Genomic DNA, 25,090 nt, shown 5'->3' with positions numbered 1-25,090 from the left:
TTATTTTGCTCAATTTGAGTAGTTTTTAATTTAATGAAGATCATAAAGAAGGAAAGCAAGAGATTGCACTTTAGGTTGATAATAAGCTTAAAACGAGCTTGTCTCTTACATAGGGAATAAGTATTTTTAGTTAATGAATTAAACCAATAACTGCACTGAACTGCCTAAGGTCACAGGATTACCTGTTCTCTTCTTCGCATCTCTTAGATTCCGGTACTGAATATTACTACACACATTGATGGACCTTTTTTACTTTTCTTGATAGCCCCTTGGAGAACTACCATCACTCTAACTGAAGAGTAAAAGGAAACCGTAAACATCAGTTTTATACAGAAATTATCTCAATTTCTGTTGTCAACATTTTTCATTTAACTGTCATAATCATATAGCGTATTGAAAAACTTTACCAACCACCACCATGAACAGCTTGCTCAAGATCCTTCTTCTTCTCTTTTTGATCGGTTTCTTATACATGATCAATGCTAGTAACGTAGGGGATACCGTTGCTGGAAAAGAGGCTAGTGTAGGGGAAGTAACTGTCAAATTGAGCGAAACAACAGAACAACCAGCTGAATAGCTTGTAAAAATTGCTTAACCCGTTTGATTTTTACTTCAACCAGCGGATGAAAATACGATGTATATTCAAATCCGTTAGCCATCTAAAATTATCCCATTAACCACAGTAAAGCAGGAGCAGCTCTCCTGCTTTTTCATGGAGTTACTTACCAACTGCCTCCAGCTCCGCCACCTCCAAAACCACCTCCTCCAAAACCACCGAAGCCACCTCCTCCGCTGTTACCAAATCCACCTCTATTACCAAAGCGTCCTCTGCCATTGCTAAAGTCAATCCATGTAGGGGGAATACCTCTACTACCGCCAATTGTTCTGGTTGGAATGTGTTTGCCATGCATTCCTCTTTTCATGAGTGCCATAAGGATAAACACCCCTATGATAAAGGCTATAGGTATCCATAGAGGAATTTGTGGAGTCTGTGAAGGCATTGCTTGAAATTTGCCATCAAGCAAATCAATCATAATGTCTGTTCCTTTATCCAGTCCTTTATAGTAATCTCCCTCCTTAAAGTTTGGAATAAATACTTGGTCAACAATTCTTTTTGCATAGATGTCAGGTATATAGGCTTCGATACCGTAACCTGTTGCGATGAAAGTTTTTCTTTCATTTTTAGCAATCAGCACCAGAATCCCATTGTCTTTTTCTTGTTGACCAATTCCCCATTTTTCACCTAGTTGAAATGTATAATCACTGATGTCATACCCACCAATTGATGTCACCGTTACAATAGCTATCTGAGTAGAAGTTGTGTCATTGTAATCCACCAGCTTCCGTTCGAGGCGTGACCTGTCAGCAGGAATCAGCATCTCAGCCAAGTCATTTACCAGTTTCGGAGGGTTTGGCCTTTTTGGGAAGTCTTGTGCTTGAGTAAGACTTATGACAAACAATTGAGTGGCTATAAGGAGAATACAAAGTAACTTTTCGGGTAGGTTTTTCATTATTCTTCATCTTCTTCATCCTCCTCCCCAAAAGAAATGTCATTGGGAAGTTCTCCACTAAGGTCTGGATGGTATGGGAAATATTGCTTCAGGGTTTGTCCGACGAGGCTAATGGCTTCTTTAAGACCATCTTCAAAGTCACCGTTTTTGAAATGCTTGACCAGTACATCTTTTTCTCTCTCCCAATACTTATCATCTACTTTAGCATTGATGCCTACATCTCCAATGATGGCAAACTTTCGGTTTTCCCAAGCGATATAGAATAAAACACCATTTCTGAGTTTTGTTCGATGCATATTCAGCATTGCAAAAACCTCGGCAGCACGATCCATGATATTATTTTTGCAGAATGGGTCTATATGAACCCTGATTTCGCCAGAAGTACTTTTTTCAGCTTCATTGATGAAAGAAGCGATTTTGCTTGAGTTGATAGGAATATCACTTTTCATTGTAATGAGCTAGAATTCAACGGTGGGAGCATTTTCGGTACCGGGAGTGGCTTCAAAATAACCTTTCTTGTCAAAGCCAAACCATCCAGAATAGATCGTCTGGGGAAAACTCCTGATGTACTTGTTATAGGATTTGACTTGTTCATTAAACTTTCGCCTTTCAACAGCTATCCGGTTTTCAGTGCCTTCCAACTGTGCCTGAAGGTCCAAAAAGTTCTGGTTGGATTTTAGTTCTGGATACCTTTCAACTGTGACTAGCAACTTTGAAAGAGAACTGCTCAGGGCGTCTTGAGCCTGCTGAAACTTCTGGATATTTTCAGGGGTAAGCTTACTCGGGTCTATTTGTACACTGGTAGCCTTAGCACGAGCCTCTATAACTTCAGTGAGAATACCTTTTTCAGTTTCAGCAGCTCCTTTTACAGTATTGACCAAATTTGGAATTAAGTCAGCTCTTCGTTGATAAGCGTTTTCTACATTGGCCCATTGTCCCTCAGCATTTTCATCCAAGGAAACCATCTCATTGTAACCGCATGATGTGAGTAAAATAAAGGGTAAGAACCACAGGTAACGTAGTGAGAAAGTGATGTTTTTCATAGGTTTGAGTTAAAGTTTGCCAGAATTTATCACATTCAGGTAAGTGAAAATAGAATAAAAGTCATCTCAGTGTTAAGAGATGGGTGTTTGAAGGCTTAATGTTGCAAATGTTTGAAAATGGGATTTTTTGACAAATTCATGCCGAACGTAAAAAGCAGCATATAATTTGTTAAGTATGGGAAGTTGGATTGCTATATTATGATTAAAATCATATTATTGAGTAATAAAGTGCAATTACATGCATGTTAATAATCCAATAGTGCAATAATCTTGCTCAATTAACAACTGACGACAAACTAAGACCTTTATGCTATTTCGAACCTTACCCAGAATCGCAGCTGCTGTGCTGTTGTTTTGTACATTTTCGATATCTAATTTTCTATATGCCCAAATGTTGGGTAAGCCCTTTATTCAAAACTTTTCTCCTACTAAGTACAAAGCTGATGGGCAGAACTGGGCTGTGGCTCAAGATAACAGAGGGGTTATCTACGTAGGTAATACAATTGGTTTGCTTGAATATGATGGTGTATCATGGCGGCTGATTCCAACTCCTAATGAAGAGGTGGTAAGAAGGCTGCTAAAGGGACCTGATGGTAGCATTTATTTGTCTACATCGTCCGAGTTTGGCTTTCTGGCTAGCGATAAGACAAAAGGACTTTACTTCCATTCATTGAAGGACCATCTTGATGAGGCTGATAAGACAAACAGTAGGATAGATGAAATATTTGAAGCCAATAATGGGATTTACTTTATGTCTAGGCAGGCCATCTATTATTGGTTTGGAGGTAAAATGGAAGTCATTCGGGCAAAAGAAGGGGAACGTTTTGAGCAATTTTTTGGACTTGGTAACAGAGTGTTTGTTCTCAGAAAAAAGAGTGATGACACAAGGGTTTTTGAAGAGGTAATTCAGGCACAACTAATTGGCATGCCTAACAGTCAGGCTGTGGGCAGACTTCAACCTACCAAAATGGAGCAATATACATCAGGTATTATGCTGATGTCGACTCCTGATAAAGGCTTCTATCTGTATGATGAGTCACAAAAAGGCAGAGTCAAGAAATTCAAGACTGATGTTGATACCTATATTTCGGAGAATGGATTGAGAAAAATCCTGAAGCTGGCGGATGGTAATTTTGTTTTTGGTACGACTACAGGCGGTTTGGTTTTGTTAAACTCTGAAGGGAAGTTGTTACAGAAAGTTGGAAAAGAGTCTGGTTTGTTTTCAGATGAGGTATATACCATGTACGAAGATGACCAACATGGACTTTGGTTGGCTTTAGGTCATGGTATTTCTAGAGTGGAATTGTCTGCTCCTATTTCGAAATGGGATGACGAAGTAGGTGGATGGACAACTTCAATCATCAAACATAAAGGCAAAATCTACTCAGCATCATTTGGCGCGTATTGCTTAACAGAAAATGGTTTTAAGCAGATTGATGGATTGAACCGAACTTCTCAGTCATGGAGATTCATTGAGTTTACTTTACCGAAAAGCAATGACAAGGTATTACTCTTGGCTACCAATGATGGTATTTTTGAAGTTGAAGGTCTGAATGCAAAGAGAATATACGATAAGTCATCAAGGTTGATGTCATTATTTCAGTCAACAGTATTTCCTGAAAGACTTTACATTGGAGGAATCAGTGGTGATCTCCATGTAGTGGAAAGGGAAGGCAAAGATTGGAAGCCCAAGCAGGTGATCAATACAAAAGTAGGGCAGATCAGGTTTATTGAAGAGGAGAACAATGGAAACCTGTGGATGTCTACTTTCTCAAGTGGGGTAGCGAGCTTACAGTTTAAGGATCCTGAAAGTCTTGAGGTAAAAGAGATCAAGACCTATGGAGAGGAGAAAGGATTGCCTTCCGAAAAATATACGGTTCCATTCAAGCGTCATGGCATAACACATATTACGACTGAGAAAGGGCTTTATGCATATAACCAGCAGAAGGATATGTTTGAGTTATGTCATCAGCCAATCAATGATGTTTTCAGCGAAGGAGAAAGAGGGGTGATGTACCTAAAATCCTTGGAGGAGAATAAGCTTTTGCTGTCTCCATATAAGACAGGAAGCAAGCAGTCAATTTCAGAAGTCATACTAAAAGATGGTAAAGCTAAATGGGAGGATACTCCATTCAAGAGGCTTCCTTCGATGGAAGTCGAGGAGATAGCCATTGATGGAAACATTGTTTGGATTGGTGGTTCGGAAGGCGTGTTCAGGTTTAACAAGGAGTTGGCAAGGGACTATAACAAGCCTTATACAGCATTGATCAGAAAGGTGATGATTGGAAAAGACTCCTTGGTATACAATGGTGCCTATGTTACTCCAGGTACTATCAGAAATGGTAACAATCTGCTATCACAACCAAAAGGGGAATTTCCTATAGTTCCATTCAGTAACAATACGGTATCATTTGATTTTGCAGCACCTTCCTTTGACAACAGTGAAGATGCCAATGAGTACCAGTATAAGCTGGAAGGTTTTGATGACCAATGGTCGGACTGGACTGCAACTTCCCATCAGGCATATACAAACCTTTCTCCCGGACAATATGTATTCAAGGTAAAATCCAGAAATGTCTATGGGGCAATAAGTGATGAAGCATCGTTTAAGTTTATGGTGACTTCGCCTTGGTATATGTCTATTGTTGCTTATTTCACTTATGTGATGATGGCAGGGGCTACAGTTTATGGCGTAGTAAAATGGAATACTCGCCGACTGAAAGTGCAGAACAGGACATTGGAGACTTTGGTAGAAAAAAGAACAGCTGAGATTGAATCGCAGAAGAACCAGATTCAGAAGGCATATAACAATATCAAGACTATTGGTGATATCGGGCAGAAGATTACAGTAGCTTTGGATATGGAAGTCCTGATTGAAACAGTCTACCATAATATCAACTCTTTGATGGATGCTTCGGCATTTGGGGTAGGTGTTTTCAATGAGGAAATGAACAGGCTGGACTTTATCGGCTTTATTGAAAATGGAAAGAAATTGCCAAACAGTTTTGATCACCTGACAGAGGATGATAAGTTCTCAGTACTTTGCTTTAACAGGCTACAGCCGATATTCATCAACAATATGGAAGAGGAATATAACCACTATATTGATGGGGAGATTAAGGCAAATATAGGGGAGATGACTAAGTCGTTGATTTACCTGCCATTGATTATTGAGAATAAACCGATTGGTGTAATTACAGTACAAAGCTTATCTGAAAACGCTTATTCAACTATTGACCTGACGATCCTCCAAACGTTGGCATCGTATGTGGCAATTGCCTTGTCAAACACCAATTCCTTCCGAGTTATCAAGGAGAAGAACCTTCAGATTACAGACAGTATCCGTTACGCTGAAACAATTCAGAAAGCGGTGTTGCCATCTATTGAGAAGATGCGTGAGACATTGCATGAGTTTTTTGTGTTGTGGATGCCAAAGGATATCGTATCGGGTGACTTCTATTGGTTTAACCATATCGATGACAGAATTTACCTTGCGGTGGTGGACTGTACAGGACATGGAGTGCCGGGTGCATTTATGTCCATGATTGGTACCTCAAGCCTGAATGATATCGTGAACGTGAATAAAGTTTATTCACCAGCCAAAATTTTGGAGCAACTTCACCTGACCATTCGAGCGAAGCTGAAGCAATATGAAGCCAAGAATATGGATGGTATGGACATCTCACTTTGTATGTTGGAACCACATGATGACTTTGACATGAAGCTAACGTTTGCCGGAGCAAAGCAGCCTCTTTATTATGTCAAGGACGGGAAGTTCTGTGAGATCAAAGGTGACCGTAAGTCCATTGGAGGAATGCAGCGAGAAAACAAGAGAGAGTTTACTGACCATGAAGTAATCCTTTCGGCTGGAGACTCTTTATACCTGCTTTCAGATGGATATATAGACCAGAATAACCCTGACAGAAAGAAAATAGGTTCAATGCGTTTGAAAGAACTGTTGATGTCAATCCGTAACCAATCAATGGACAATCAGCGTCAGGCAATGTTGACAATGTTGGAAGAGCATCAGAAAGGAGCTCCACAACGAGATGATATAACAGTAATGGCTGTAAAAGTATAAGCAGATGTGATTGCGAAGTAAAAGAACCGTAGGTAGAGATGCCTACGGTTTTTTTATGTATTAACGCAAATGCAAGAGCTTAACGAAGGCTGATGAACATTTCTATCCGATTTCTCTTCAAGTCTTAAATTGTATGTAAATTTGCGACTCATTATTGATACAACAGAATTATATAAGGTGAAGATATATGTAATTGGAGGTGGAGCTGCAGGCTATTTTGCAGCCATTTCAGCCGCTTCAACAGGAAATGCACAAGTGACCATATTGGAGAAGTCATCCAATTTGCTGGCAAAAGTGAAAGTGTCAGGAGGTGGTCGTTGCAATGTGACCCATTCCTGCTTCAAGCCAGTAGACCTGTCAAGACGTTACCCACGAGGCGAGAAGTTCTTGAAGAAAGCTTTCGGGAAATTTATGACCACAGACACTATTCAATGGTTTGAGGACCGAGGAGTAACACTAAAGACAGAAGATGATGGAAGGATGTTCCCCGTAACGGATAACTCCCAAACCATTATTGACTGTCTTCAGAAGGAAGCTAGAAACTTAGGTGTAACGGTTAAGACGCGCCAAGAAGTACAGGAAATTCTGCCATCTGAAGAAGGAGGGATATGGTTGTCTGTAAAAGGAGGAAGTGAGCGGATTTTTGCCGACAAAGTGATAGTAACCACTGGAGGTAGCCCCAAAGAGGCAGGGCTAAATTGGCTGAAGGAGTTGGGGCATGCGATTGAAAAGCCTGTTCCTTCTCTGTTTACGTTCAACATGCCAACTGAAAAGGTGCGTGAATTGATGGGGGTGGCAGTTCCCAACGCCAAAGTAAAAGTGTTAGGGACAAAGCTTGAGTCAGAAGGACCTTTGCTGATTACTCACTGGGGAATGAGCGGACCTGCAATCCTTAGGCTTTCGGCATGGGGCGCCAGAGAGCTGGCAGATAAGCAGTACCAGTTCAAGGCTTCCATCAATTGGTTACCTGAATGGAAAGAGGAGCCTTTCAGGGCACACCTTCAAAAAGTCAGACAAGAATTTGGTCCTAGAAAAGTTGGCAACAGAAATCCATTTGAGCTGCCTAAAAGGTTATGGGCTTACCTGATTGAGAGAATGGAAATCAGTGAAGAGAAAAGATGGGCAGACTTGTCGAAGAAGGATTGGAACAAAATAGTTGTAACCTTATTGACGGATGAGTATACCGTAAGCGGAAAGACGACCTTTAAGGAAGAGTTTGTGACGTGTGGCGGAGTTAGCTTAGCTGATATTGATGTGAAAACAATGGAAAGCCGTGTGGTGAAAGGACTTCACTTTGCAGGTGAGGTAATGGACATTGATGGTATTACAGGAGGTTTTAACTTTCAGGCTGCTTGGACCACTGGGTTTGTGGCAGGTACTTCAGCTGCGAAAGACCAAGCCCAATAAACTTTTTGTGAAAGCCTTGCCATACGCTTGACTGTGGCAAGGCTTGTTTCTATTCCCCCTCTTATTTTTCCGCTCTTCATATTTATTGACACATTTATATAAAATCACACATTATTTTGCAGAGTTGTTGATATTTTTGCCCCGTGTCAAATTATTTTTCAATAAAACATTACCAAAATGAAAAATCACATTGCATTTTTACTGTCAGTTTTGATATGGGGTGCTGCAACGATGAATATTTTTGCTCAGGAATCGAAGAGCGAAGCTGAAAAAGAAGTGGTCGCAGTGATTCAACAACTTTTTGACGGGATGAGAGCAGCTGACAGTACTGCTGTAGGAAAAACGTTTCACCCTGATGCCCGCATGCAAACAGTGGTAGCCAAAGAAGGTACCATAAAATTGCATACAGGAAGTGTAGAAAAGTTTCTGACAGCCATTGGAACTCCACACGAGGAGATTTACAATGAAGTAATTCATGACTACGATGTCAGGATTGACGGAGAGTTGGCTAGCGTTTGGACACCTTATACATTCAAATTGGGAGAAAACATCTCACATTGTGGTGTCAATGCTTTTCAGCTTGTAAAACTGGACGGGAAATGGCTCATATTGCAAGTGACCGATACAAGACATAAGGAGAACTGTCAATGAACTGAATCATGGGCAGAATGAGAATACAAAAACGAAGAACTGAATGCTGAAGGACAAGATCTTAAATAGAGAAGCAGGACTGCTGTTTTATGGAATTACACCTCCAAAATTGAACAATGACCCTGAAAAGTTCAAAGAAATAGCAGCCAAGCAGATGGACAGGTTAAGAGGGAAACCAATTGATGGACTGATTCTGTATGATATTCAGGATGAATCTTCAAGAACGGATATGCCTAGACCATTTCCTTATCTGCGAACGCTTTCTCCTCAGATATATGCAGACGAGTACCTTACCGAATTGGAGATCCCCAAAATAGTGTACCGAAGTGTAGGGAACTATTCACAGTCTGACTTTGAAAATTGGATTGAGGAATCGAGAGGGACGGATACTTTTTCAGTATTTGTAGGTGCGCCATCTAAGGATCAGCAGACGCCGTTTTCGTTAAGCCAAGCATATCAGGTCGCTAAAGACGCTGAAGCGGATGTAGTTTTGGGAGGGGTGACCATTCCAGAGAGGCACGACAAAAAGGAAGATGAGCACATGAGGATCTTGTACAAGACTGCCAAAGGTTGTCGCTTTTTTGTTTCTCAGTGTGTATATAGTTTGACCCACGCCAAAAACTTGTTGGCAGATTATTTTTACTATATACAAAAACAGCAATTGCCCGCAATGCCAATCATTTTTACCTTGACGCCATGTGGGTCTTTCAAGACGTTGGAGTTTATGCAATGGTTGGGAATAGACATTCCAAAATGGCTGTACAAGGAGCTGAAATATGCAGATGATCCTTTAGAGAAATCATTGGATGTTAGCCGCAAGATCGCTGATGAACTCTTGGATTATGCCATTGAAAAGAATATTCCAATCGGGTTCAATATTGAAAGTGTAGCGATCCGAAAGAGTGAGATCGAGGCATCTATCCAACTGCTGGAAGATGTAAAAGCAATGATGGATAAAAAGTATGGTGAAGTGGAGAGGATATAGCCAAACCATTCGAAAAAAATATATGTGCAAAGCCTTTTGGGAGAATAGCTGACTGTTTTTCCAAAAGGCTTTTTTTTATTGGGGTAAACTGAAGGCGCTTCCGTATGTGACGTGAGTGATGGATTGCCTCCCTTTCAGGGCTGAAAAGATTATCTACATGACGATGGACCAAAGTCTATCGCTGACATATTTTGTCCTTTCAGGAATTTGCTCTGAAAAGGCAGAATAAGTCGGTTATTTATTCAACCCATCCAAACGAGTGACAAAATTCCTTCGGCTCGGCTCAGGAACCAGATAGCGGTGGCTGAGCGGAGCCTAAGCTCAAATATCGCTCCTTTTGGGAGAACTTGTGGAAATGGCATAATTGTCCAGCCCTCAGTTATGCAGTGACGCATAAAGGTCCGATGTAATTTTTTATTCGATTATGTATCTGAGGTCAGCCTGCGGCTTTCGGGATGTGTGCGAAAAACCCGAATGTAGCAGTGATTGGGGCGTATTCGGCTTTTGGAACAAAAAGGCTTTCAGCAAATGACTTGATCCATGATTGGGCACTGATAAGTGGCATTTCCTTGAACTGCGCCACAATGTCAACAGTCTCAGGTATGTCGTCTTGAAGCACCTGCATTTTTTGTAGCCCCTCTTCGTAAAGTACTTCCAATTTTTCTGAAAGCGATCTTAGTGATTGCTCCCTGATCTTCAGTTCCTCTGCTAGCATAACAGGATAGCTGCGGAAAAAGGATTCAATCCTGCACAGCTTGATCATGCATTTTTGGTACTGTGCCTCATATTTTATCTTGCTCTCCCAAGCAAGCTGTCCAACTTCATTCAGGCATTTGGATACTGACTCCAACTCTCCAGCCAATCGCTTGTACTGTGCTTCCATCTCCATGTATTTGCTCTCCAGCTTGCGGATTTTGACATAGAGCCTCATGCGGTCAAGCTCAATAACTTCCCGTTTCAGCCGCAGTTTGTCTAGGTATCTTTTCATTGTTGCGATTTCAACATTCGGGTTGATCATATGTCTAAGGTTTGGGTAGCAGGTTTATCAGAAGAAAAAAGATAGGAATATATCGGAGTGCAAGAAATAATGAGCGTGGGAGATGGTGTAAGGTAAAAGCCTAGTTTATATTTTTGTTGGCAGCCATAATGGAGGTTGGGCAAATGCTCGTTGCCTTTGCCTTGTGTTGCTTGTCTTTGATAGGGAGTTCTCATCAAAAAAACCATTGAAAACCCAAGGAATGGTCCCAATGAGGTGTTGAATTGCATTTTTTTAGAGCAATTGGACAAAAAAATGGATCCTTTATGGCTTCAAGTAACCTGAATTAGGATTGATACCACCCTTTTAAGGCTAAAAATTGGCGTAAGCCAACGATGGGCAAAGCCCACCGTAAAGAAAGGCATTTTACTCCTTTATAAAATGTTTTCTGCTAACTCCTGAAGCTGTAGTGATTTCGATAATGTAAATGCCCGTTTTCCAGTTAGCAATAGGCTCTTTTACCTGAAGAGTGCTTTGATTAAAAGCTTTCTCTAGTATAGTTTTTCCATTCCAATCAAAGACCTTGATCTGTTGAATATAATTTTCATTTTCTGATGAGATAGCAAGGTGGTTTTGAGAAGGGTTTGGGAAAATTTTTAAAGACAGAGAGGAAGATTGATCAGGTTCAGAGAAGTCAAAGTCTAACTTTTTTTCTGCTTTTTTGGTGGTAATAAGTATAATCCCGTAAATATTTCTTTCACAAAAAAACTGTGATAGTGTATCCCTTTTAAGGACATTGATTGATTCAATCTCGTTAGGGTTTAACTCTTTTAGCATTTTGTCTTCTGAACCTTTATCCAAAGGAATCCCATCAATAATGTATAAGACATCTTGAGGAGTAGAGGTTGCTGTACATCGTATTCTTAGGGGGGCATTCTGATTATCTATGGTTTGGCTTAAGAGTGTAAAGGGACATATGAATAAGCCTAACAGTAAGAGGAACCTAACCTTGTTAATTAAAGAAGCGTTGAACATAGTTTTTTGAGGTTTGATTGAAAAATGATTGACAGATATTATTAGCTTCTCAAGTCATTATTTATCAGAAAAGTGTGAAGGGTAATGTACAGGAGTTAGAAATTTTGGTTGATGGAGAAAGTCGAGGGACAATAGGAGAGTTTAGTTATCTTCAGGTTCAAGTAAAGAGCAATCAGGGTTTTGTTAATCTAGAAATAAAAGGTGAAGAAAGTACTTTCTATACTTTTACTCCTGTAGAGGGAGCTTTAAATTTCTTGAAATGCAAAACCTCAAAAAATAATCCCAAGCCAAAAGTTGAACAGCTTGAGGAAGAGCTGGCAATGGTAGATATAAAATATATCAAGCATGTTCAGAAGAAAAAGAAAGTTCAGTAAAACAATTTAGATGCTTTTGAACTAGATATTTCAAAACAAGAAGCTTTGATAAGAGTGAGTTCTTTTAAGAACTTTCTTTTATCAGGGCTTTTTTTAGGTCAAAATGTGCAACTTAAGTTCAAGTTATTTTCCAATTAGAGATATAGTTTAATCATAATTGAATTTCTACTAAAGGCATTTATAAACGGTAAAACGAAATGTACTCACAATTCTAATCGAATTGTACCTGAATTTATCACAATCACACAAAAATATAAAAGCCTTCCATAACCGGGAGGCTTTTATATTAATAATTAGAATAAAGTATTGTACCATCAACAGTCCGTATTTTCAGTGGTTTATTCTCCAGCGGAGCGGCAATCGTCGAACCATCCGCTACAATGATTTCCAAAGGAAAACCTCCATTGTCAGCATTCTGGTATCTGATTGTCGTGTTGTTCAATGTAACACCTGACCAGTCATTCACACCTCTAAGTTTTGAATCCCTGAAGTCACACACAACCGCGCCTATACTGTTCCCTACTCCAGAAAAAATGAGTTGTTCGGCACTACAATATCTAAATGTAAATCCTGCATTGAGAGATATTACATAATCTGACAAATCCAAATGTATACCTGAATCTACATTTAACAGATTTAGCACGTTTATAGTCGAGCCTAATGGGGCTTTAAACTCATATATACTATTGTAAATAACTTGACTTATAGCAACTTGATTCGAGAAATCAATTTGATCCGCCGTTGAAATTGGGGTATTACCAGCATTAAAAGAGAAAGTATTCTGTGTACTCCATATTTTCCAGCCTTCCATATTGAGGTTGTTACGGATAAATATACCTACCAACCCATCGTCAAACACTTCAAAGTATTTTATCTGATTTAGTATCTGATTACCATCAAACGACACCCCAAAATCTCCTTCTTTCCAAGCTACATTCTCATTTTCAGTATAATCCCCAGAGCCAGTAGCATTAAAACCAGAGAAACCCGAATCAGGACCTATTCTAAGTTTAGGATAAATTACATTTAGATTGTCAATTACTTTAACAGCATCTATCAATTCACTTTTGAGAATATCACCATCTTCATATAAGTCAATTGTTTCACTCGCTAATATATCGAGAGTAAATTCATTTAAAGGGTTGAGTCCTTCTATCTCATATATAAGATTAAATAATACTTGCTTTGATGCAAAACTATTTCTAGCTGATAGTTTTGATCCACTTAACAATGACTGTGTTGGAATAATATTACCTGAAATAATATTGTCGATTATAACATCCATCAAACTAGCAGGCTCCGTATGATAAACCTCCACCACATCATTTTGATTCACATACCCACTAACAAACACTTGCCCATTCACTAGCCACAAATCCTCCCCAGCATTATCTGTGACTCTTCCTCTTGTGTCCAAAAATGTTTTAGCAGAAACTTTAAAAGACAGAAGCTTATCATACACAATCTTCACATTCCAGCCATTCGCTATCAAGTAGTCAATATCAGCCAATAGGTCTGCATCTTCCGCTGGGTCTGTAGTGATAATACCAATATCCAAGGTTCTGTTAGGATTGGCAGCAACATCATTGACCTGTTTAACATGTGCTATAAAAGGTTTTAAAAGGTCTTTAAACACATAGCTATTCACCACTTCAATAGTTACCCCATCCTGATTAATCCAATCACCTACACGCAAATCAAGATTTGTAGCCTTATTGACACAGAGGTACACCAAGGAAGTCCAACCAGCATCTGATACATCCACCACACCAGACACACCCGCATCACATAGGTAAATACCTGAAACAGCAGACTTCCCAGCAGTTGCAAACAAATAAGAAACGCCGCCTTCATGTCTCCACTCTCCAGTACCAGCTATACTGATACCTACAGGATTTGAGGCATTGATAACCAAATCCGCAGAAATAGTGGTAGCCTCTGCCACATTTGAATAATCAACAGCTCCAGCAAAGCCAAGAATACGCACCTTATACTCATAAGTCACCCCATGACCTAGCCCAGTATCAACATAGCCTACTTCTGCCACATCCGTTTCCTCCACTAGCGTAAACTCCAATGCTCCCTTACGCCTACGCCATACCTCAAAGCCATACAAACCTTGGCTGTTATCTGCCCAGCTTAAGGTGATTTCACCGATAGCAGTAGCTACAGCTATAAGTTCTGAAGGTGATGCAGGTGATTCAATATCTCCAGTATTCACCCGAAGGTTACGCCCTTTGAGATAATCCACCACACTACGGCTCTGGACTTCCTCCGTATCCACAACAATCTCAGTACCTGCGGGAATAATCCCATTGGGATTAATACCAGGATTGCGCTGAAGGAAATTTACAATCCCCTCAACGCTTCCCTCTTCGGTTAGTACTATATCCAGAAGGTTCATTCCTTCTGTGGTGCGTTTCTTTAGCTTCATAGTGGTAGCTTTATTACCTTGCCCAAAACCATATAAGGCTGCCTGTTTTCATGAGCTTGCCCACCTCCTTGCATTGGAATGGATTTTGGCGTTGTAATTACATCAGGCTCAACTCCTTTTCCTTCTGCATCCACTGCATCAACCGTCCAACTATTGGTATCAGTAGTGGCAGACCTACGAATCAGACCAAAGTCACCTTGTGCGACACTGGCAGTCCCATTCCCTACATTATGATTATGCTCAGGCATTTGGTTGATGGTAAGGATAACTTCCCTTAAACCTCCCACATTCCCTATTTCAAAATATTCATTCAGGTTGGCTTCTGGGTTTCCACCAGCAAGTGAAGAGTCTCCCTTGCCAATAATCACGCGACCTCGGAGGTCTGGCGTTATGAATTGACCACTTGGAAGGTCATGTGTTTGTCCATTACAAAGGGCATAGCCAATCATGTCGCCAATACCCAAACCAGAACCATTAAAATTTGAAAGACTGCCATAGTAATCCACAATCATCCCTGGCAAAAGCCCCTGAAGTCCCGCAATGGCATCACTGTTTCGCTTTACAGGGTTCTTGATAATGGCATCATAATCAAACAATCCCGTTCCGGCAGCCCCAAACTCAGGCTTTAGCTTTTCCTCGGTACAGAGAAAGAATGAACCTACCTTATTAAAGCCCTCGTAAAGGTCATGAGGCTCATGAACTGCATTTACGGTCTGTAGCTTGAATACAGGTACCTGTGCACCAGTGGCAGTTCCTGAAAATGCTTCCACCTTATAAATGGTATTCTGATACAAAAGCCAACCTTCGGTACAGCTATAATTCGAAACATTCACTGTCCATTCCACGCCTGTAATCCTGACAGGTGCCGCACTCTCGGTGAGTACCCCTGAAAGCGCATCAGCCAGTTCCTTTACAGACTTATACAGGTGCTCAAAATCAGCAGTATTATAGATTGCTCCCTTTGGAGGTGTATTGAATTTTTTCATTAGATATACTCGATTTCATAAATCACAGCTACATGCAAATAGCGGGAAAGAAAAACCTTTATTTCATTTTCCTGCGGCTGCAATGCTACAGGTACCTGTACAGTCAGTTGAGTACGGAACAGGTCAATTGCCTCTCCAGGTGGACGGACCTTGACTTTGGCCACGCCCTTTTCAGCCACAAGTGGCGTAAGTGATCGGTATTCAGGCGGGAATACCAGAAACTCATCCAGTTCCACCAGCTGGGTGACAAGGAATATGTTCTGGTTATTGAACCGCTCCCTAGCGAGTGTTTCCACTGCCAGTTTGGAGCGTCCCCATATCAACTCATCCTTTACCTGTGAGCGGAACAGCTTAAAGTCAGCCGTCAGTATCTTGATGTTATGTACAAGCAGGTAAATCCAAGAAAGTAAAGTCCCTTTCCGCAAAAAGGAAGGCAAAAGCCTGTAAGTGATCAGAGAGAAGTCAATATCAAACATCAGCTATAGGGGTTACATTGTAGTCCTCCAGTTCCATCCAGCCAGAAGCTGGGTAATACCGTGCCTGTACATCCTCATAGGTGCCAATATCCGGGCGGGCACGCAGCACTGTGATATAAAAGTCACGCACGCCTGCCACATCCTTCACATAATCCACCAGATCGGATACTGCCAAAATACCGTTAAAGTCCAGTCCGGAGATATAGGTTTCAACAGCCGACCGGACCGCCGCTTCCACTGTAGCCTTATCCAGTTCCGGCTCATAGTACAGGTCTGCATACAGGGTAAGCTTATCAGAGTCCAGGTTGATCAGTGCCAATTGCGCCCCCGGCTCCTGTATCTCCCGAAGGTAAGCCTCTGCGCCTTGTGCCTCATCTGTCGAGAGCCTACCAGCTACGCCCTTTACCTTCACAAGCGCATAACCACGTCCCGTGACCGCCACACTTTTCACTACCTGTTTACTTTCATCCACTACCTCATAGTAAGGCTGTTTAGTATCTGGATGCAAAAGAATCAGATCACCATGCTGATACTCCAGCATGCGTTCGGCATACCACCCGGCAGTGTGCACCTTGGCAGAGGCAATCAAAGTGTTTACCTCTGCCTTGTGCGCATCAAACACCTGCTCATGAAGCCATATGCAATAGGACACGATATACAGCCAAAGCCTCCATACTGCCACCTTGCTACCGCTCTGTACCTCTGCCATCTCTGAAAGCGCCTCCTTGATCTGCTTCTCATCAGAGAGCACATCCAGCTGCTGCACCCGGTTCTTTTCAGCTATTATTTCGTCGTATATTTCCTTTCGTGTCCTGGCCATTTCTAGATGATTTGCAATGTCCACTCATTTTCACCGATACAATCCCATAGGGCATCACATTGCCTGCGGGAGCTGACCACATCCTTGTGCCCATCCCCGTCTATGTCTATGAAGTCTGTCCCCAATAGCACACACCCTTGGATATCCCTGTGGAAGTTACCAGGGTGGATCAGGATCAAGCTCCTGCCCGGTACCCCACTTATCTCGTAGTGCCAGCCTCTGGCATCGGTATGGCGGGGGACCACCTTGTACGTACCCCTTGGAATGCAGCTAATGTTTCGGGCATTCCCCTTGTCGGAAAGCTCCAGCGTACAGGTACTGAAAACCTGGTCAATTCCCCTGTACACATGCATGCGCCCCAATACCTGCCTGCCGTCATCCGGAAAGCGCTTCAATACGCCTTGAATTTGTCCTTTAGCCATTTCTATACTTTTTCAGATTGATAAAAGTCGCTGCCGCCCCTAAGGCGACAACGACTGCAAATACTACCCAACCCATTTATACATCCGCCTTCACACCAGGCTCGATAATGTCCCTGAGCTTATCCAGGATACCAGCCGCCTTTGCCTCTGTCAGGAATTCGTGCAGCTCATCCACCCCGCCAGCTTCGGCGGTTAGCTCCAGCGTCTCCACTACCTTGGGGATATTCTGTGGTGTCAGTTCCAGTGCCCCGAAAATCTCCTTGACCTTGTCCGCAGCAGCCTTTAGGGGCTCCTTGTGTTCCAGCAGGTTTTTACCCGACTTGACCAGGTAAGTCACCAGGTCAATGATCCATGCGTACTGAAGTACGGCTTTAAGAATTGTGAACAGTTTTCCCATTGTTTAATCACTGTTTAAACGGTTAAAAATAATTACTGGCCCTTCTCTAGGGCCTCGATTCTCCTGACCATTTCCGCTTGGCCCTTCAGCAGTTCCTTATGCTCCTTCTTGCTTTCGCTCTGGTAGTTGTCTATCAACCCAATGAGACTTCTGTTCGTGGATGAGTTCTGCTCGATGACTTGCACGGCCCTGGTGGAGAAATTATAGAACATGCTGCTGACGGTAATGACCCCCGCCAGTAGAATGACCAGCATGCTCACAAGCAGCCTGACCACATAGGGCTGGCTCTTGGTATCTGACAATAGGGAGGCAGACTGTTGCGCCATACTAAGATGCTCCATTGTCCCCCTGGTTAATGATCACTGAGAAATCATCCAGAATGTCAATGTCCACCCCTAGGTAGCCATCCAGTTCCAAATTTCGCTCAATGTCCCTTTTCAAACTGATTTTACTGTTGCCCTCCCGGTGGTTGATGGCTTCCACGCCAAGCACTGGGGATTCCCTCCAGTCCCCCTTAGCTGACTGCATCAGGAGTTCTATGTGCTGCTCATCGCTTTCACCCACCACAAAGTCACCGTTGATGATTTGTGGGTTATGGTCCTCGTCCAGTAGGATGTCTTTTCTAGCCATGTCTTACTCTTTGGTTTTCTATTTCTGAAAAGTCTTCACTCTCCAGGCTGGAGAGTGAAGACACGATACTGGCCTTGAAGGAGGCTCCGCCATCACCGGCGGCCACAGGCGCTTTCCCCAAGGCTTCTATTATCTTGTCCACCCGGTTGCTGAGCTTGCCCAGCTCCCTGACCAGACCTTGCCCCTTGACTGTCGTGTTGGTATTGCCGTCCAGGTTTATCTCTGCGTTGATGGTGACCTGCTCCACCTCGGAGAAGGACACCACCACCCCTGACACCTGGTCTGGAAAAAGCAGTACTACCACCGTGCTACCAACCTTGGGGGTCACAAGGAACTCCTCGGAGGCATTGGGGTTGAGCATAATGTCCTGGTACAGGACCTCACTCTCGAAAGGCTGCACGTCACAGGTGGTCCTGTCCACGGCCTTCACCTCCCCGGCAATCACGGTGACGGGTTGCTGCTCCCTGATCAGCTGTACCAGCAGGCTCCTTACATCCCTCATAACTTCTTGCCTATTTTCACCTTCCGCCTGAAGGTGTCTGAAAATTCAATATCCACCCCATCGGACAGGTACCTGGCATCCTCATCCACATACTGCTGGTCTATAATCCGGACGGCATCCCCGTGTGCGATATAGGGAATGCCAAAGCTTTCCAGGCTTCCCGAAAAGCCATCCACCCTGAGGTTATCCAGCTCCTTGGTGGCAAGTGACCTGAGCTGCTCCTTGCTCAACCCCGGCATGTAGTTGCGGGTGCGTACCGGACCGCTGCCCACTTCCACCACGGTTTTTTTGGCAGTCTTGTCTGCCGCATTGGAAATGGCCCTGATGGTCACCTGCACATCCTCCTTGCCCTGGTACTTCAGGCCCGAGCTGTTGGCTACATTCCTCTGCCGGTGCAGTATGGCTGTATCCTTGTCGGTAACCAGGTCATAGGGGAACCCCACAAACAGGGTGGGCCTGGTGTTGTTGTCCGGGTTATGGCGGAAGTAGGCCACCAGCCCAAAAGTATCCCGCACCTGCATCAGCACATCGGCAATGCTGCCTTTCTCTAGACGAACCTTGCCAAGGTTGACATCCACGACCTCAGAGGCAATGCCCAAGCCCGCAGTAAGGTAGGTCACCAAGCCCTCCAGCGTGACACTTGCCCACGCCTTGGGCTCCACCTTCCTGTCCAGCAGGTAGGCATAATCCTCGCAGTAAATCCTGACGGGCACATCCCGTTCCACCTTCCTGACAAAGCCTGTGAACTCACGCTTGAGGCCACCATTGTACCCCAAGAAAATGTCTACCCGGTCACCACGCTTGACCACCTCATCTAGGGACTTTCCCTTCAGGTCAAGGTTACGGGGCAACTCAATCACTGCCGTATCCGTCAGCTCTCTCCAGGTGGAACGGACCTGTACCCTTGCCACATGCCTGGTCCGTAATTTCCCCGCTGTTATTTCACAGCTCAATACATATATCATAGCAGTGCTGTTTCTAATATCTCCAGTTCGGCACTCTTGATCGAACGGGCACTGATCACAAAGGGCTGAGAGTCCTCATACCCTTCCAGGGCAGGCAGGCTAAGGCTTCTTATGATAAGGTTATCGATGCCGTGCAACGACAGCAGGTAGCTGGAGCAATCCAGTACGGCATTTTCCTTGACCATCCCAAGCAACCGTTTCAGCTCCTTTTCCGGATAGTTCCCGTCAGGGTTCCACAGCACCCCACGTATGGTGATGTCAATGGCTTCCATGCCGGACATCTCCACCACGGACTCGCTGCCGTTGACAGGGGTCTCGGTGATCTTTTTCCGGTATTGAAGCTCCAGTAAGGGGTCTGTCTGGAAACTGTAGGTATTTCCCCCTGAGGTTGCCAATGCTATCCGGTCGAATAGCGGGGTACCAAAAGTGGAGGAACGGTAGCGCACTTCCCTCTGCCTGACGGCTCCCAGCTTGGGTCCTTCTTCAGGCTGGTAGTCAAACCCTGCGTCCTGTCCCAGCACCACGTCCTGAAACGCCGCCTTCAACCTGTCCTTCAGTGCGTCCGTTCTGATCTCCATTTTCCAGTTCCTTTATATATTCAGCCTTGGCGATGTATGTTACCCATTCGTCATCGGATAGGGTTGCGGGGTCCACCTTGAACATGTACTCAATGATGGCATCCCACTTGTCTATCCAGGTTAAGCCTTTTTTTTGATCGAAGAGACCAAGACACCTTTGTAGCCTGTCACGATCTTGTTGATGGTCCTTCCAACCCTGATCGTTAGTTGAAGGTCTTCCAATACCGTTCTCTTGTCACCATGGACAACACATCTTGCGATAAGCTGACGCATGGCATCTACTGGTACTCTTTCTGATTTCTTCAGGAAATCATTCATGATATCCTTGTTCGGTGATTTCACCAGCAAGGATATGAACTCGGTGAATGTCTCATTGGTGGCTACCTCAACAAGGTGCAGGTTAATGCCCTTCTCAGCATACTTCCCTTTCAAGCTGTTGAACTCTTCCGCATCCATATCCAACGCTTTCAAAACCCTTGGTTCTGGTTTGGGCGACTTGGTAAGAATAGGGTCAGACCCATTGATCATTTCCTGCAATGGGGAAAAGGCTGCCATCAACTTTTCTACATCCTCACAGATACGTTCATCACCGGCTACCATACAGCTACGCAAGAAGACAGTGACTGCCTCAATCGGTTTCTGCTCTGCTTTCACCAGATAGTGGTTGACATGGTACCGGTTCGGTTTCTTGACAAGCATATGAATATCAGCCTCTACCTCATCCTCCCGTTCTTCTGTGATTTTCAAAAGAAACAGCTCCCCATACTCCTCAAGCAGTTTTACATAGTCCTTTTCTTTCAAAGACAAAAGTTTGCAGTGCTCCTTCTGCTCTGAGGTGAGGCTTACTTTTTCTTCCAGTTGTTTTTCGGTGTTTTCCATGTGTCTATATGGGGTTTAAACGCCGTTAAACGGCTATGTTGAAATTAATGTCCGAAGCGACACCAGGCAGCTTCCTGGTCAATGAACTGGTCGCCTTGCGCTGCACCACGTCCAATGCTGGTGAACTCAAAGTCCCGGATAATGTCCTGCACCACCCGCTCCCCATTGTCATAGGTCACCGGGATGTCAAACGGCTCCAGGTCCAGCAGGTCATAGCCTTCCCCGTACTTGCCACGGATATAGTCCTCAATCGCCACCACCGTTTCCATCCCAAGCGTGATGGACACCTCCACAGACTTGTTGCCTCTCCCTCTTCGGTTCGGGGAGGAGCCGCGTCCATAGCCGTTGCTCTTCTCCTGGGCCTTGCTGTAACTGATCTCCTGGATATATACCGGGACGGTTCCCAGTATCTCCGTATCGATGTCACTCCACCCGTAAGCTCTCTTAATTGCCATTGTTCAAACTGTTTTTGAGTGCGAAACTAACTTGAATGGTATCGGCAGAACCCACCGGAACCACCTCCAGTGAGACCTTCAGCACGGGGTTGGGCGGCAGCAGCACAGAGTCCTTGTCGACAATCACGCGTCTTGCCGATATCTCGCCTGCCAGCTGGCGGTCAATGGCCTTTTCTGCCGCTGCCTTGAAGGAGGCCACCATGACAGGTGGCAGTTTTCCATTGGCATCCAGCAACTGGGGGCTGTTCACTTTCGGGATCAGGGCTGCATACACCGCTCGTATCGCCTTGTCTGCGGTACGCCCGAAACGCTGCTGACTCTCGTTCATCGTGCCGTCCTCGGCTACCTCCACCTGGGTACAGGTATGGTCCCCATTCCAGCGGAAGCCATCCAGGTGCGGGTACTTGATGGCAAAGATGTACCCCTTGTCATCCAGTGCACCCCAGTCCTGCTGTATGGCCGTGGCTGGCGTATGGTTGGAGAGCCCGGCGGAAAGCCAACGGCCCTTGCCCGCATCGGTCAGGTTGAATTGCTCGACCCATCCCATGCTCTCATGCACCCTTGCGGCAGCCATGGTCCCCAGGGCTGTCCCCACGGCGGCGTAATGGCTGAAGGCTGCATCCCTGGCGGCATGGTTATAATCCTGAGCGACCACTACCGACACGTTGGGAGCCGACACATCTGTCAGGTTCCTAAGGTCCTCCACGGCAGCCACGGGGGGCGTAAAGTTGCGCCCTTCCAGAATGACACGGGTCGGGAACATGGCCGAGAATGCCCAGTCAACCGTTGCCTGTGCCACCGGAATGGCAGCCACCAGGTCACTCTCCAGCCCGTTTACCATCGCATCATCTACCGTTGGGTTGGTGGCAATGCCTACCTGGAACACCTTTCCTTCCGTATCCTGTACCAGTTTCTTGAGGTAGCCCTCACCGGCCAGTACGGTCTGGGTACTGTCTTTCGCCACGGGCATCACATAAAGGGATACCCCCTCACCGGCCATCGCGAAAAACTCACGGATGTGATGGTAGACCACCACACTGTTGGAAAGGTCATAATCCTCACTCAAGCCAGCCGCCTGCGCGTCACGGATACTCAGGAAATGGTAGAGGTTGCCAGCCTCAAACTTGCCCGCCACATCCACCGCCTCGACGATCAGCCCTGAGGTAGCCACCTCCGCCAGCGATGCTGACGGGGATGGTGTAACCTTGATTATCTCTACTCCCTTGATCATTTGCTATCGGGGGTTTCTTCCTTTATCTCTTCCTTGGAAGGTGCAGGGGCCTGTGGCTCCTGTACCTCCTCCTTTGCCTTTATCAAAGCGATCCTGTCCTTATCGCCACCTACCGAGTGCAGGGCCCAGTCTTCCTGTGTGAAGTAATGTCCCTTCGCGTTGACCCATACCCGGTTCACCTGTTGTGCTTGCATGACCTCCTGCGCCAGATCAATCATTTTCTTGGTTGCCTTCATTATACACTTGCGTCTTGGATGAGAGAAACAACACCGGACTGGTCCGTGTAGGAGTGCTTGCCGCCGGCCCTTGCCATGGCAGAGAAGATGTCGCCGTAGTAGGCTGCCTCCCCGGCATTGTGGAAAATCTTCACGTTGCCTTTTGCGTACTTGACACAGTCCTCATGCCAGAACAGCACAGACTCCTTGTCGTCCGCAGCTCCTGCGGCCCCCAGGGCTTTCAGTGAGCCGGCCGTGTCGAAAATCATTGCATGGCTGCGCATGTATACCCAGAAACCGTGAATGCGGCCGATCACCCCGGAAGGGATCACCGCCGCCCCGAAACGCGAGGCATCGATAAAGGCATCGTTGGCCAGCAGGTCATTGTACATGGATGCCGAGAACAGCGCGTAACGCCCTTCGGTATCCACATCCTCCAGATCCAGGATAGACTTTGCCTTTAGGATATCCTTGTTATCCACTGCCTTCCTGTTGCCGGTAGCCGCGGGGGCTGTCGCTTCCCTTTCCCCGCCGGTAGTGGTGATCACCCTTCCCGCTGCCGTGGCTGCCCAGTTGTTCAGGATCAGGCCTGCCGCCTTCTTGTTCAGCGTCTTGCCGTGCTGGGAGATGATGCTGTTGCGCTTGTCGTAGCTGGTCTCGATCTCCTCAATATCCCTGAGCAGGGTGGGGTCGGTGGTCAGCTCGGAAAGGTCCCAGGTCAGGTCAGCATCGGTTCTCTGTGAAATGGTGGCAGGCACCGTAGCCCTGTTGACCGCCACGTTCGGGTCGGCCCCTTCCTGCGGGGAGTGTACGGTCTTGCCGTTGACCACAAACGCTGTCATATCCTTGCCCTTCGTCATGAAGGTGTTGTCCGGATAGAAGTTCCTGGCCAGGTCCCTTTCCCAAATTTCTACTTCTAAAGCCATCCTCTTATTGGTTAATGTATGCTTGAACTAATTCACTGTATTTCTCCGGCTCCTGCTCCTTGATGTGCAGCAAGGCCTTCGGGTCTTTCTTTTGATAGTCATCAAAAGTCCAGTTATCTCTGCCTGCCTGCGCCTTTGGCGAGGTTGGCGTTTGCTTTTCTCGTTGCAGTTGCTGCGATACCACAGCTACCGGCTCCAGGCAGGCCAGGTAATTGCGGATGGCCTCAATGCCGGAAGTCTCCAGCATGGGCTTGAGGTTCTCCGCCTGCTTGGCCGTCAGCTTTCGCTGTGCCACAGCCTCCCCCAGGAGCTGTTCCCCTTCAGAGGCCCTCATCTGTGCCTCCAGCTTTTCCTTTGCCTGTACCAGGGCATTGAACCTGGCGGTAAAGGCGCCCATAAACGCCTCGTCGCTTGCCGAGGCCTGCGGGTCCAGCGACATCCCATGCATCGCCAGCAGTGCCATTAGTTGTTGTTTCATCTTGCTTTTCGGTTTCCCTAAAATCTGCTTATCATAAAATGCGACCATGCGGTCCGCTTCCATTCCTTCCGGGGGCATCATCAGTCTGCTTTCGTAGATGCCGTCAATCAGGCCAGCCTCCAACGCTTCCTGCGCAGACAAGTGCACCTCGTTTTCCCCCAGCCAGTTCTCCAGTACCCAGGAGGCTTCCTTGCCGGTCTTCCCGGCATAGATTTCCGCCATCTGACGGTTCATGCTCTCAATCTCTTCGGCCGCTTTCCTGTACTGCGCGGGGGTTCCCCTCCCGGCAGGTGACACGGCAGCGCCATGCACAAGAAAGCGGGCGTTCCTTGCCGCCTCCACTCTTCCGGCCGCCAGCATCACAATGGTCATCATGCTGGCCGAGATACCATCCACATAGGCATTCACCTTGACAGGCAGGCTCTTCAGGTAAGAGTAGATGGCAGACCCCTCGAACACGGACCCCCCGGGGGAGTGTATCCGCAGGTTAATGGTGCTGTACTTGCCCAGCAAAGGCGCAACCGCTGCCTTGACCGTATTCAGGTCCACCTCGCCCCATTTCATGATATCGCCATGCAGCATGATATCGGCTTCTCTCTGACTGGATTTTGCTACTATCTCGAACATACCTTA

The 25,090-nt window shown here is 45.3% G+C and carries 29 protein-coding genes; 6 read left to right on the top strand and 23 right to left on the bottom strand.

Going from position 1 to position 25,090, the window contains the following annotated elements:
* The first annotated feature begins 418 nt into the window (after nucleotides 1-418).
* Nucleotides 419-577 carry a hypothetical protein gene (locus tag V6R21_RS19160; RefSeq protein ID WP_334245167.1) on the top strand — a complete coding sequence of 53 codons (159 nt, stop codon included), beginning with the start codon at nucleotides 419-421 and terminating at the stop codon, nucleotides 575-577.
* A 145-nt stretch (nucleotides 578-722) separates the two neighbouring features.
* Here the strand turns inward: V6R21_RS19160 and V6R21_RS19155 are convergent, their stop codons facing one another.
* Genes V6R21_RS19155 through V6R21_RS19145 form a run of 3 tightly spaced genes read right to left on the bottom strand, consistent with a single transcriptional unit; the run spans nucleotide 723 to nucleotide 2,554 of the window.
* Nucleotides 723-1,511, bottom strand: a complete 789-nt coding sequence (locus V6R21_RS19155) for a TPM domain-containing protein (RefSeq protein WP_334245166.1) — start codon at nucleotides 1,509-1,511, stop codon at nucleotides 723-725.
* The gene (locus tag V6R21_RS19150; protein WP_334245165.1) at nucleotides 1,511-1,960 is read right to left on the bottom strand and encodes a TPM domain-containing protein; all 450 of its coding nucleotides are present in this window, start codon (nucleotides 1,958-1,960) and stop codon (nucleotides 1,511-1,513) included. The genes V6R21_RS19155 and V6R21_RS19150 overlap by 1 nt, the downstream gene beginning before the upstream one ends.
* A 9-nt stretch (nucleotides 1,961-1,969) precedes the next feature.
* A complete protein-coding gene (locus V6R21_RS19145; protein ID WP_334245164.1) occupies nucleotides 1,970-2,554 on the bottom strand; it encodes a LemA family protein in 585 nt (194 codons plus the stop codon).
* 307 nt (nucleotides 2,555-2,861) lie between these two features.
* On the opposite strand from V6R21_RS19145, the gene V6R21_RS19140 reads away from it, so the two are divergent.
* The 4 genes from V6R21_RS19140 to V6R21_RS19125 all read left to right on the top strand — a co-directional run bounded on the left by V6R21_RS19140 (nucleotide 2,862) and on the right by V6R21_RS19125 (nucleotide 9,678).
* Nucleotides 2,862-6,635 carry a SpoIIE family protein phosphatase gene (locus tag V6R21_RS19140; protein ID WP_334245163.1) on the top strand — a complete coding sequence of 1,258 codons (3,774 nt, stop codon included), beginning with the start codon at nucleotides 2,862-2,864 and terminating at the stop codon, nucleotides 6,633-6,635.
* Between the two features lie 141 nt (nucleotides 6,636-6,776).
* The gene (locus V6R21_RS19135) at nucleotides 6,777-8,042 is read left to right on the top strand and encodes a BaiN/RdsA family NAD(P)/FAD-dependent oxidoreductase (protein WP_334245162.1); all 1,266 of its coding nucleotides are present in this window, start codon (nucleotides 6,777-6,779) and stop codon (nucleotides 8,040-8,042) included.
* A 177-nt stretch (nucleotides 8,043-8,219) separates the two neighbouring features.
* Complete coding sequence (locus V6R21_RS19130; protein ID WP_334245161.1) at nucleotides 8,220-8,693, top strand: nuclear transport factor 2 family protein; 474 nt, start codon at nucleotides 8,220-8,222, stop codon at nucleotides 8,691-8,693.
* 43 nt (nucleotides 8,694-8,736) lie between these two features.
* Entirely contained in the window at nucleotides 8,737-9,678 is a 942-nt protein-coding gene (locus V6R21_RS19125) for a methylenetetrahydrofolate reductase (RefSeq protein WP_334245160.1), read from the top strand.
* A gap of 436 nt (nucleotides 9,679-10,114) precedes the next feature.
* Here V6R21_RS19125 and V6R21_RS19120 read toward each other — a convergent pair whose 3' ends face one another.
* The gene (locus V6R21_RS19120; protein ID WP_334245159.1) at nucleotides 10,115-10,696 is read right to left on the bottom strand and encodes a hypothetical protein; all 582 of its coding nucleotides are present in this window, start codon (nucleotides 10,694-10,696) and stop codon (nucleotides 10,115-10,117) included.
* A gap of 384 nt (nucleotides 10,697-11,080) precedes the next feature.
* Nucleotides 11,081-11,515, bottom strand: a complete 435-nt coding sequence (locus tag V6R21_RS19115; RefSeq protein ID WP_334245158.1) for a T9SS type A sorting domain-containing protein — start codon at nucleotides 11,513-11,515, stop codon at nucleotides 11,081-11,083.
* A 248-nt stretch (nucleotides 11,516-11,763) separates the two neighbouring features.
* Here V6R21_RS19115 and V6R21_RS19110 point away from each other — a divergent pair, with 248 nt between their 5' ends.
* Nucleotides 11,764-12,063: a hypothetical protein gene (locus V6R21_RS19110; protein ID WP_334245157.1), complete on the top strand. Its 300-nt coding sequence runs from the start codon at nucleotides 11,764-11,766 to the stop codon at nucleotides 12,061-12,063.
* A gap of 286 nt (nucleotides 12,064-12,349) precedes the next feature.
* On the opposite strand, the gene V6R21_RS19105 is transcribed toward V6R21_RS19110, so the two are convergent.
* From V6R21_RS19105 to V6R21_RS19020, 18 genes are all read right to left on the bottom strand, one after another.
* Nucleotides 12,350-14,497 (bottom strand): fibronectin type III domain-containing protein, encoded by a 2,148-nt coding sequence (locus tag V6R21_RS19105; protein WP_334243688.1) that lies wholly within the window; start codon nucleotides 14,495-14,497, stop codon nucleotides 12,350-12,352.
* Nucleotides 14,494-15,483, bottom strand: coding sequence for a phage tail protein (locus V6R21_RS19100; RefSeq protein ID WP_334243687.1), 990 nt, complete (start codon nucleotides 15,481-15,483; stop codon nucleotides 14,494-14,496). Before V6R21_RS19100 ends, V6R21_RS19105 begins: the two co-directional genes overlap by 4 nt.
* A complete protein-coding gene (locus tag V6R21_RS19095) occupies nucleotides 15,483-15,959 on the bottom strand; it encodes a hypothetical protein (RefSeq protein ID WP_334243686.1) in 477 nt (158 codons plus the stop codon). The genes V6R21_RS19100 and V6R21_RS19095 overlap by 1 nt, the downstream gene beginning before the upstream one ends.
* On the bottom strand, nucleotides 15,952-16,779 hold the full coding sequence (locus tag V6R21_RS19090; protein WP_334245156.1) for a hypothetical protein: 828 nt from the start codon (nucleotides 16,777-16,779) through the stop codon (nucleotides 15,952-15,954). The genes V6R21_RS19095 and V6R21_RS19090 overlap by 8 nt, the downstream gene beginning before the upstream one ends.
* Nucleotides 16,780-16,781: 2 nt before the next feature.
* The gene (locus tag V6R21_RS19085) at nucleotides 16,782-17,201 is read right to left on the bottom strand and encodes a DUF5675 family protein (protein ID WP_334243684.1); all 420 of its coding nucleotides are present in this window, start codon (nucleotides 17,199-17,201) and stop codon (nucleotides 16,782-16,784) included.
* Nucleotides 17,202-17,277: 76 nt separating this feature from the next.
* Entirely contained in the window at nucleotides 17,278-17,598 is a 321-nt protein-coding gene (locus V6R21_RS19080) for a hypothetical protein (RefSeq protein ID WP_334243683.1), read from the bottom strand.
* A 32-nt stretch (nucleotides 17,599-17,630) separates the two neighbouring features.
* A complete protein-coding gene (locus V6R21_RS19075; RefSeq protein ID WP_334243682.1) occupies nucleotides 17,631-17,939 on the bottom strand; it encodes a hypothetical protein in 309 nt (102 codons plus the stop codon).
* On the bottom strand, nucleotides 17,926-18,228 hold the full coding sequence (locus tag V6R21_RS19070; RefSeq protein WP_334243681.1) for a hypothetical protein: 303 nt from the start codon (nucleotides 18,226-18,228) through the stop codon (nucleotides 17,926-17,928). Before V6R21_RS19070 ends, V6R21_RS19075 begins: the two co-directional genes overlap by 14 nt.
* A complete protein-coding gene (locus tag V6R21_RS19065; protein ID WP_334243680.1) occupies nucleotides 18,221-18,730 on the bottom strand; it encodes a hypothetical protein in 510 nt (169 codons plus the stop codon). The genes V6R21_RS19070 and V6R21_RS19065 overlap by 8 nt, the downstream gene beginning before the upstream one ends.
* The gene (locus tag V6R21_RS19060; protein WP_334243679.1) at nucleotides 18,727-19,695 is read right to left on the bottom strand and encodes a hypothetical protein; all 969 of its coding nucleotides are present in this window, start codon (nucleotides 19,693-19,695) and stop codon (nucleotides 18,727-18,729) included. The genes V6R21_RS19065 and V6R21_RS19060 overlap by 4 nt, the downstream gene beginning before the upstream one ends.
* Nucleotides 19,692-20,267 carry a DUF6046 domain-containing protein gene (locus V6R21_RS19055; protein WP_334244924.1) on the bottom strand — a complete coding sequence of 192 codons (576 nt, stop codon included), beginning with the start codon at nucleotides 20,265-20,267 and terminating at the stop codon, nucleotides 19,692-19,694. The genes V6R21_RS19060 and V6R21_RS19055 overlap by 4 nt, the downstream gene beginning before the upstream one ends.
* Entirely contained in the window at nucleotides 20,191-20,358 is a 168-nt protein-coding gene (locus V6R21_RS19050) for a hypothetical protein (protein ID WP_334243678.1), read from the bottom strand. The genes V6R21_RS19055 and V6R21_RS19050 overlap by 77 nt, the downstream gene beginning before the upstream one ends.
* Nucleotides 20,359-20,393: 35 nt before the next feature.
* Entirely contained in the window at nucleotides 20,394-21,152 is a 759-nt protein-coding gene (locus V6R21_RS19045; protein WP_334243677.1) for a DUF6848 family protein, read from the bottom strand.
* Nucleotides 21,153-21,196: 44 nt separating this feature from the next.
* Nucleotides 21,197-21,607, bottom strand: a complete 411-nt coding sequence (locus tag V6R21_RS19040) for a hypothetical protein (protein ID WP_334245155.1) — start codon at nucleotides 21,605-21,607, stop codon at nucleotides 21,197-21,199.
* On the bottom strand, nucleotides 21,597-22,838 hold the full coding sequence (locus V6R21_RS19035) for a DUF2586 family protein (RefSeq protein ID WP_334243675.1): 1,242 nt from the start codon (nucleotides 22,836-22,838) through the stop codon (nucleotides 21,597-21,599). Before V6R21_RS19035 ends, V6R21_RS19040 begins: the two co-directional genes overlap by 11 nt.
* Entirely contained in the window at nucleotides 22,835-23,074 is a 240-nt protein-coding gene (locus V6R21_RS19030) for a hypothetical protein (protein ID WP_334243674.1), read from the bottom strand. The genes V6R21_RS19035 and V6R21_RS19030 overlap by 4 nt, the downstream gene beginning before the upstream one ends.
* Nucleotides 23,074-23,979 (bottom strand): phage capsid protein, encoded by a 906-nt coding sequence (locus tag V6R21_RS19025; protein ID WP_334243673.1) that lies wholly within the window; start codon nucleotides 23,977-23,979, stop codon nucleotides 23,074-23,076. Before V6R21_RS19025 ends, V6R21_RS19030 begins: the two co-directional genes overlap by 1 nt.
* A gap of 4 nt (nucleotides 23,980-23,983) precedes the next feature.
* The gene (locus V6R21_RS19020; RefSeq protein ID WP_334243672.1) at nucleotides 23,984-25,084 is read right to left on the bottom strand and encodes a head maturation protease, ClpP-related; all 1,101 of its coding nucleotides are present in this window, start codon (nucleotides 25,082-25,084) and stop codon (nucleotides 23,984-23,986) included.
* Nucleotides 25,085-25,090: the final 6 nt, after the last annotated feature.

This window comes from Limibacter armeniacum (assembly GCF_036880985.1).
Lineage (GTDB): Bacteria > Bacteroidota > Bacteroidia > Cytophagales > Flammeovirgaceae > Limibacter > Limibacter armeniacum.
This window is presented reverse-complemented; position numbering and strand designations above follow the sequence as displayed.

Excerpts from the sequence above, each read along its gene's own strand:
- V6R21_RS19160 (WP_334245167.1), top strand. The coding sequence starts at position 419 with ATGAACAGCTTGCTCAAGATCCTTCTTCTTCTCTTTTTGATCGGTTTC.
- V6R21_RS19155 (WP_334245166.1), bottom strand. The coding sequence starts at position 1,511 with ATGAAAAACCTACCCGAAAAGTTACTTTGTATTCTCCTTATAGCCACT.
- V6R21_RS19150 (WP_334245165.1), bottom strand. The coding sequence starts at position 1,960 with ATGAAAAGTGATATTCCTATCAACTCAAGCAAAATCGCTTCTTTCATC.
- V6R21_RS19145 (WP_334245164.1), bottom strand. The coding sequence starts at position 2,554 with ATGAAAAACATCACTTTCTCACTACGTTACCTGTGGTTCTTACCCTTT.
- V6R21_RS19140 (WP_334245163.1), top strand. The coding sequence starts at position 2,862 with ATGCTATTTCGAACCTTACCCAGAATCGCAGCTGCTGTGCTGTTGTTT.
- V6R21_RS19130 (WP_334245161.1), top strand. The coding sequence starts at position 8,220 with ATGAAAAATCACATTGCATTTTTACTGTCAGTTTTGATATGGGGTGCT.
- V6R21_RS19125 (WP_334245160.1), top strand. The coding sequence starts at position 8,737 with ATGCTGAAGGACAAGATCTTAAATAGAGAAGCAGGACTGCTGTTTTAT.
- V6R21_RS19120 (WP_334245159.1), bottom strand. The coding sequence starts at position 10,696 with ATGATCAACCCGAATGTTGAAATCGCAACAATGAAAAGATACCTAGAC.
- V6R21_RS19105 (WP_334243688.1), bottom strand. The coding sequence starts at position 14,497 with ATGAAGCTAAAGAAACGCACCACAGAAGGAATGAACCTTCTGGATATA.
- V6R21_RS19100 (WP_334243687.1), bottom strand. The coding sequence starts at position 15,483 with ATGAAAAAATTCAATACACCTCCAAAGGGAGCAATCTATAATACTGCT.
- V6R21_RS19095 (WP_334243686.1), bottom strand. The coding sequence starts at position 15,959 with ATGTTTGATATTGACTTCTCTCTGATCACTTACAGGCTTTTGCCTTCC.
- V6R21_RS19090 (WP_334245156.1), bottom strand. The coding sequence starts at position 16,779 with ATGGCCAGGACACGAAAGGAAATATACGACGAAATAATAGCTGAAAAG.
- V6R21_RS19085 (WP_334243684.1), bottom strand. The coding sequence starts at position 17,201 with ATGGCTAAAGGACAAATTCAAGGCGTATTGAAGCGCTTTCCGGATGAC.
- V6R21_RS19080 (WP_334243683.1), bottom strand. The coding sequence starts at position 17,598 with ATGGGAAAACTGTTCACAATTCTTAAAGCCGTACTTCAGTACGCATGG.
- V6R21_RS19075 (WP_334243682.1), bottom strand. The coding sequence starts at position 17,939 with ATGGAGCATCTTAGTATGGCGCAACAGTCTGCCTCCCTATTGTCAGAT.
- V6R21_RS19070 (WP_334243681.1), bottom strand. The coding sequence starts at position 18,228 with ATGGCTAGAAAAGACATCCTACTGGACGAGGACCATAACCCACAAATC.
- V6R21_RS19065 (WP_334243680.1), bottom strand. The coding sequence starts at position 18,730 with ATGAGGGATGTAAGGAGCCTGCTGGTACAGCTGATCAGGGAGCAGCAA.
- V6R21_RS19060 (WP_334243679.1), bottom strand. The coding sequence starts at position 19,695 with ATGATATATGTATTGAGCTGTGAAATAACAGCGGGGAAATTACGGACC.
- V6R21_RS19050 (WP_334243678.1), bottom strand. The coding sequence starts at position 20,358 with ATGTTCAAGGTGGACCCCGCAACCCTATCCGATGACGAATGGGTAACA.
- V6R21_RS19045 (WP_334243677.1), bottom strand. The coding sequence starts at position 21,152 with ATGGAAAACACCGAAAAACAACTGGAAGAAAAAGTAAGCCTCACCTCA.
- V6R21_RS19040 (WP_334245155.1), bottom strand. The coding sequence starts at position 21,607 with ATGGCAATTAAGAGAGCTTACGGGTGGAGTGACATCGATACGGAGATA.
- V6R21_RS19035 (WP_334243675.1), bottom strand. The coding sequence starts at position 22,838 with ATGATCAAGGGAGTAGAGATAATCAAGGTTACACCATCCCCGTCAGCA.
- V6R21_RS19030 (WP_334243674.1), bottom strand. The coding sequence starts at position 23,074 with ATGAAGGCAACCAAGAAAATGATTGATCTGGCGCAGGAGGTCATGCAA.
- V6R21_RS19025 (WP_334243673.1), bottom strand. The coding sequence starts at position 23,979 with ATGGCTTTAGAAGTAGAAATTTGGGAAAGGGACCTGGCCAGGAACTTC.
- V6R21_RS19020 (WP_334243672.1), bottom strand. The coding sequence starts at position 25,084 with ATGTTCGAGATAGTAGCAAAATCCAGTCAGAGAGAAGCCGATATCATG.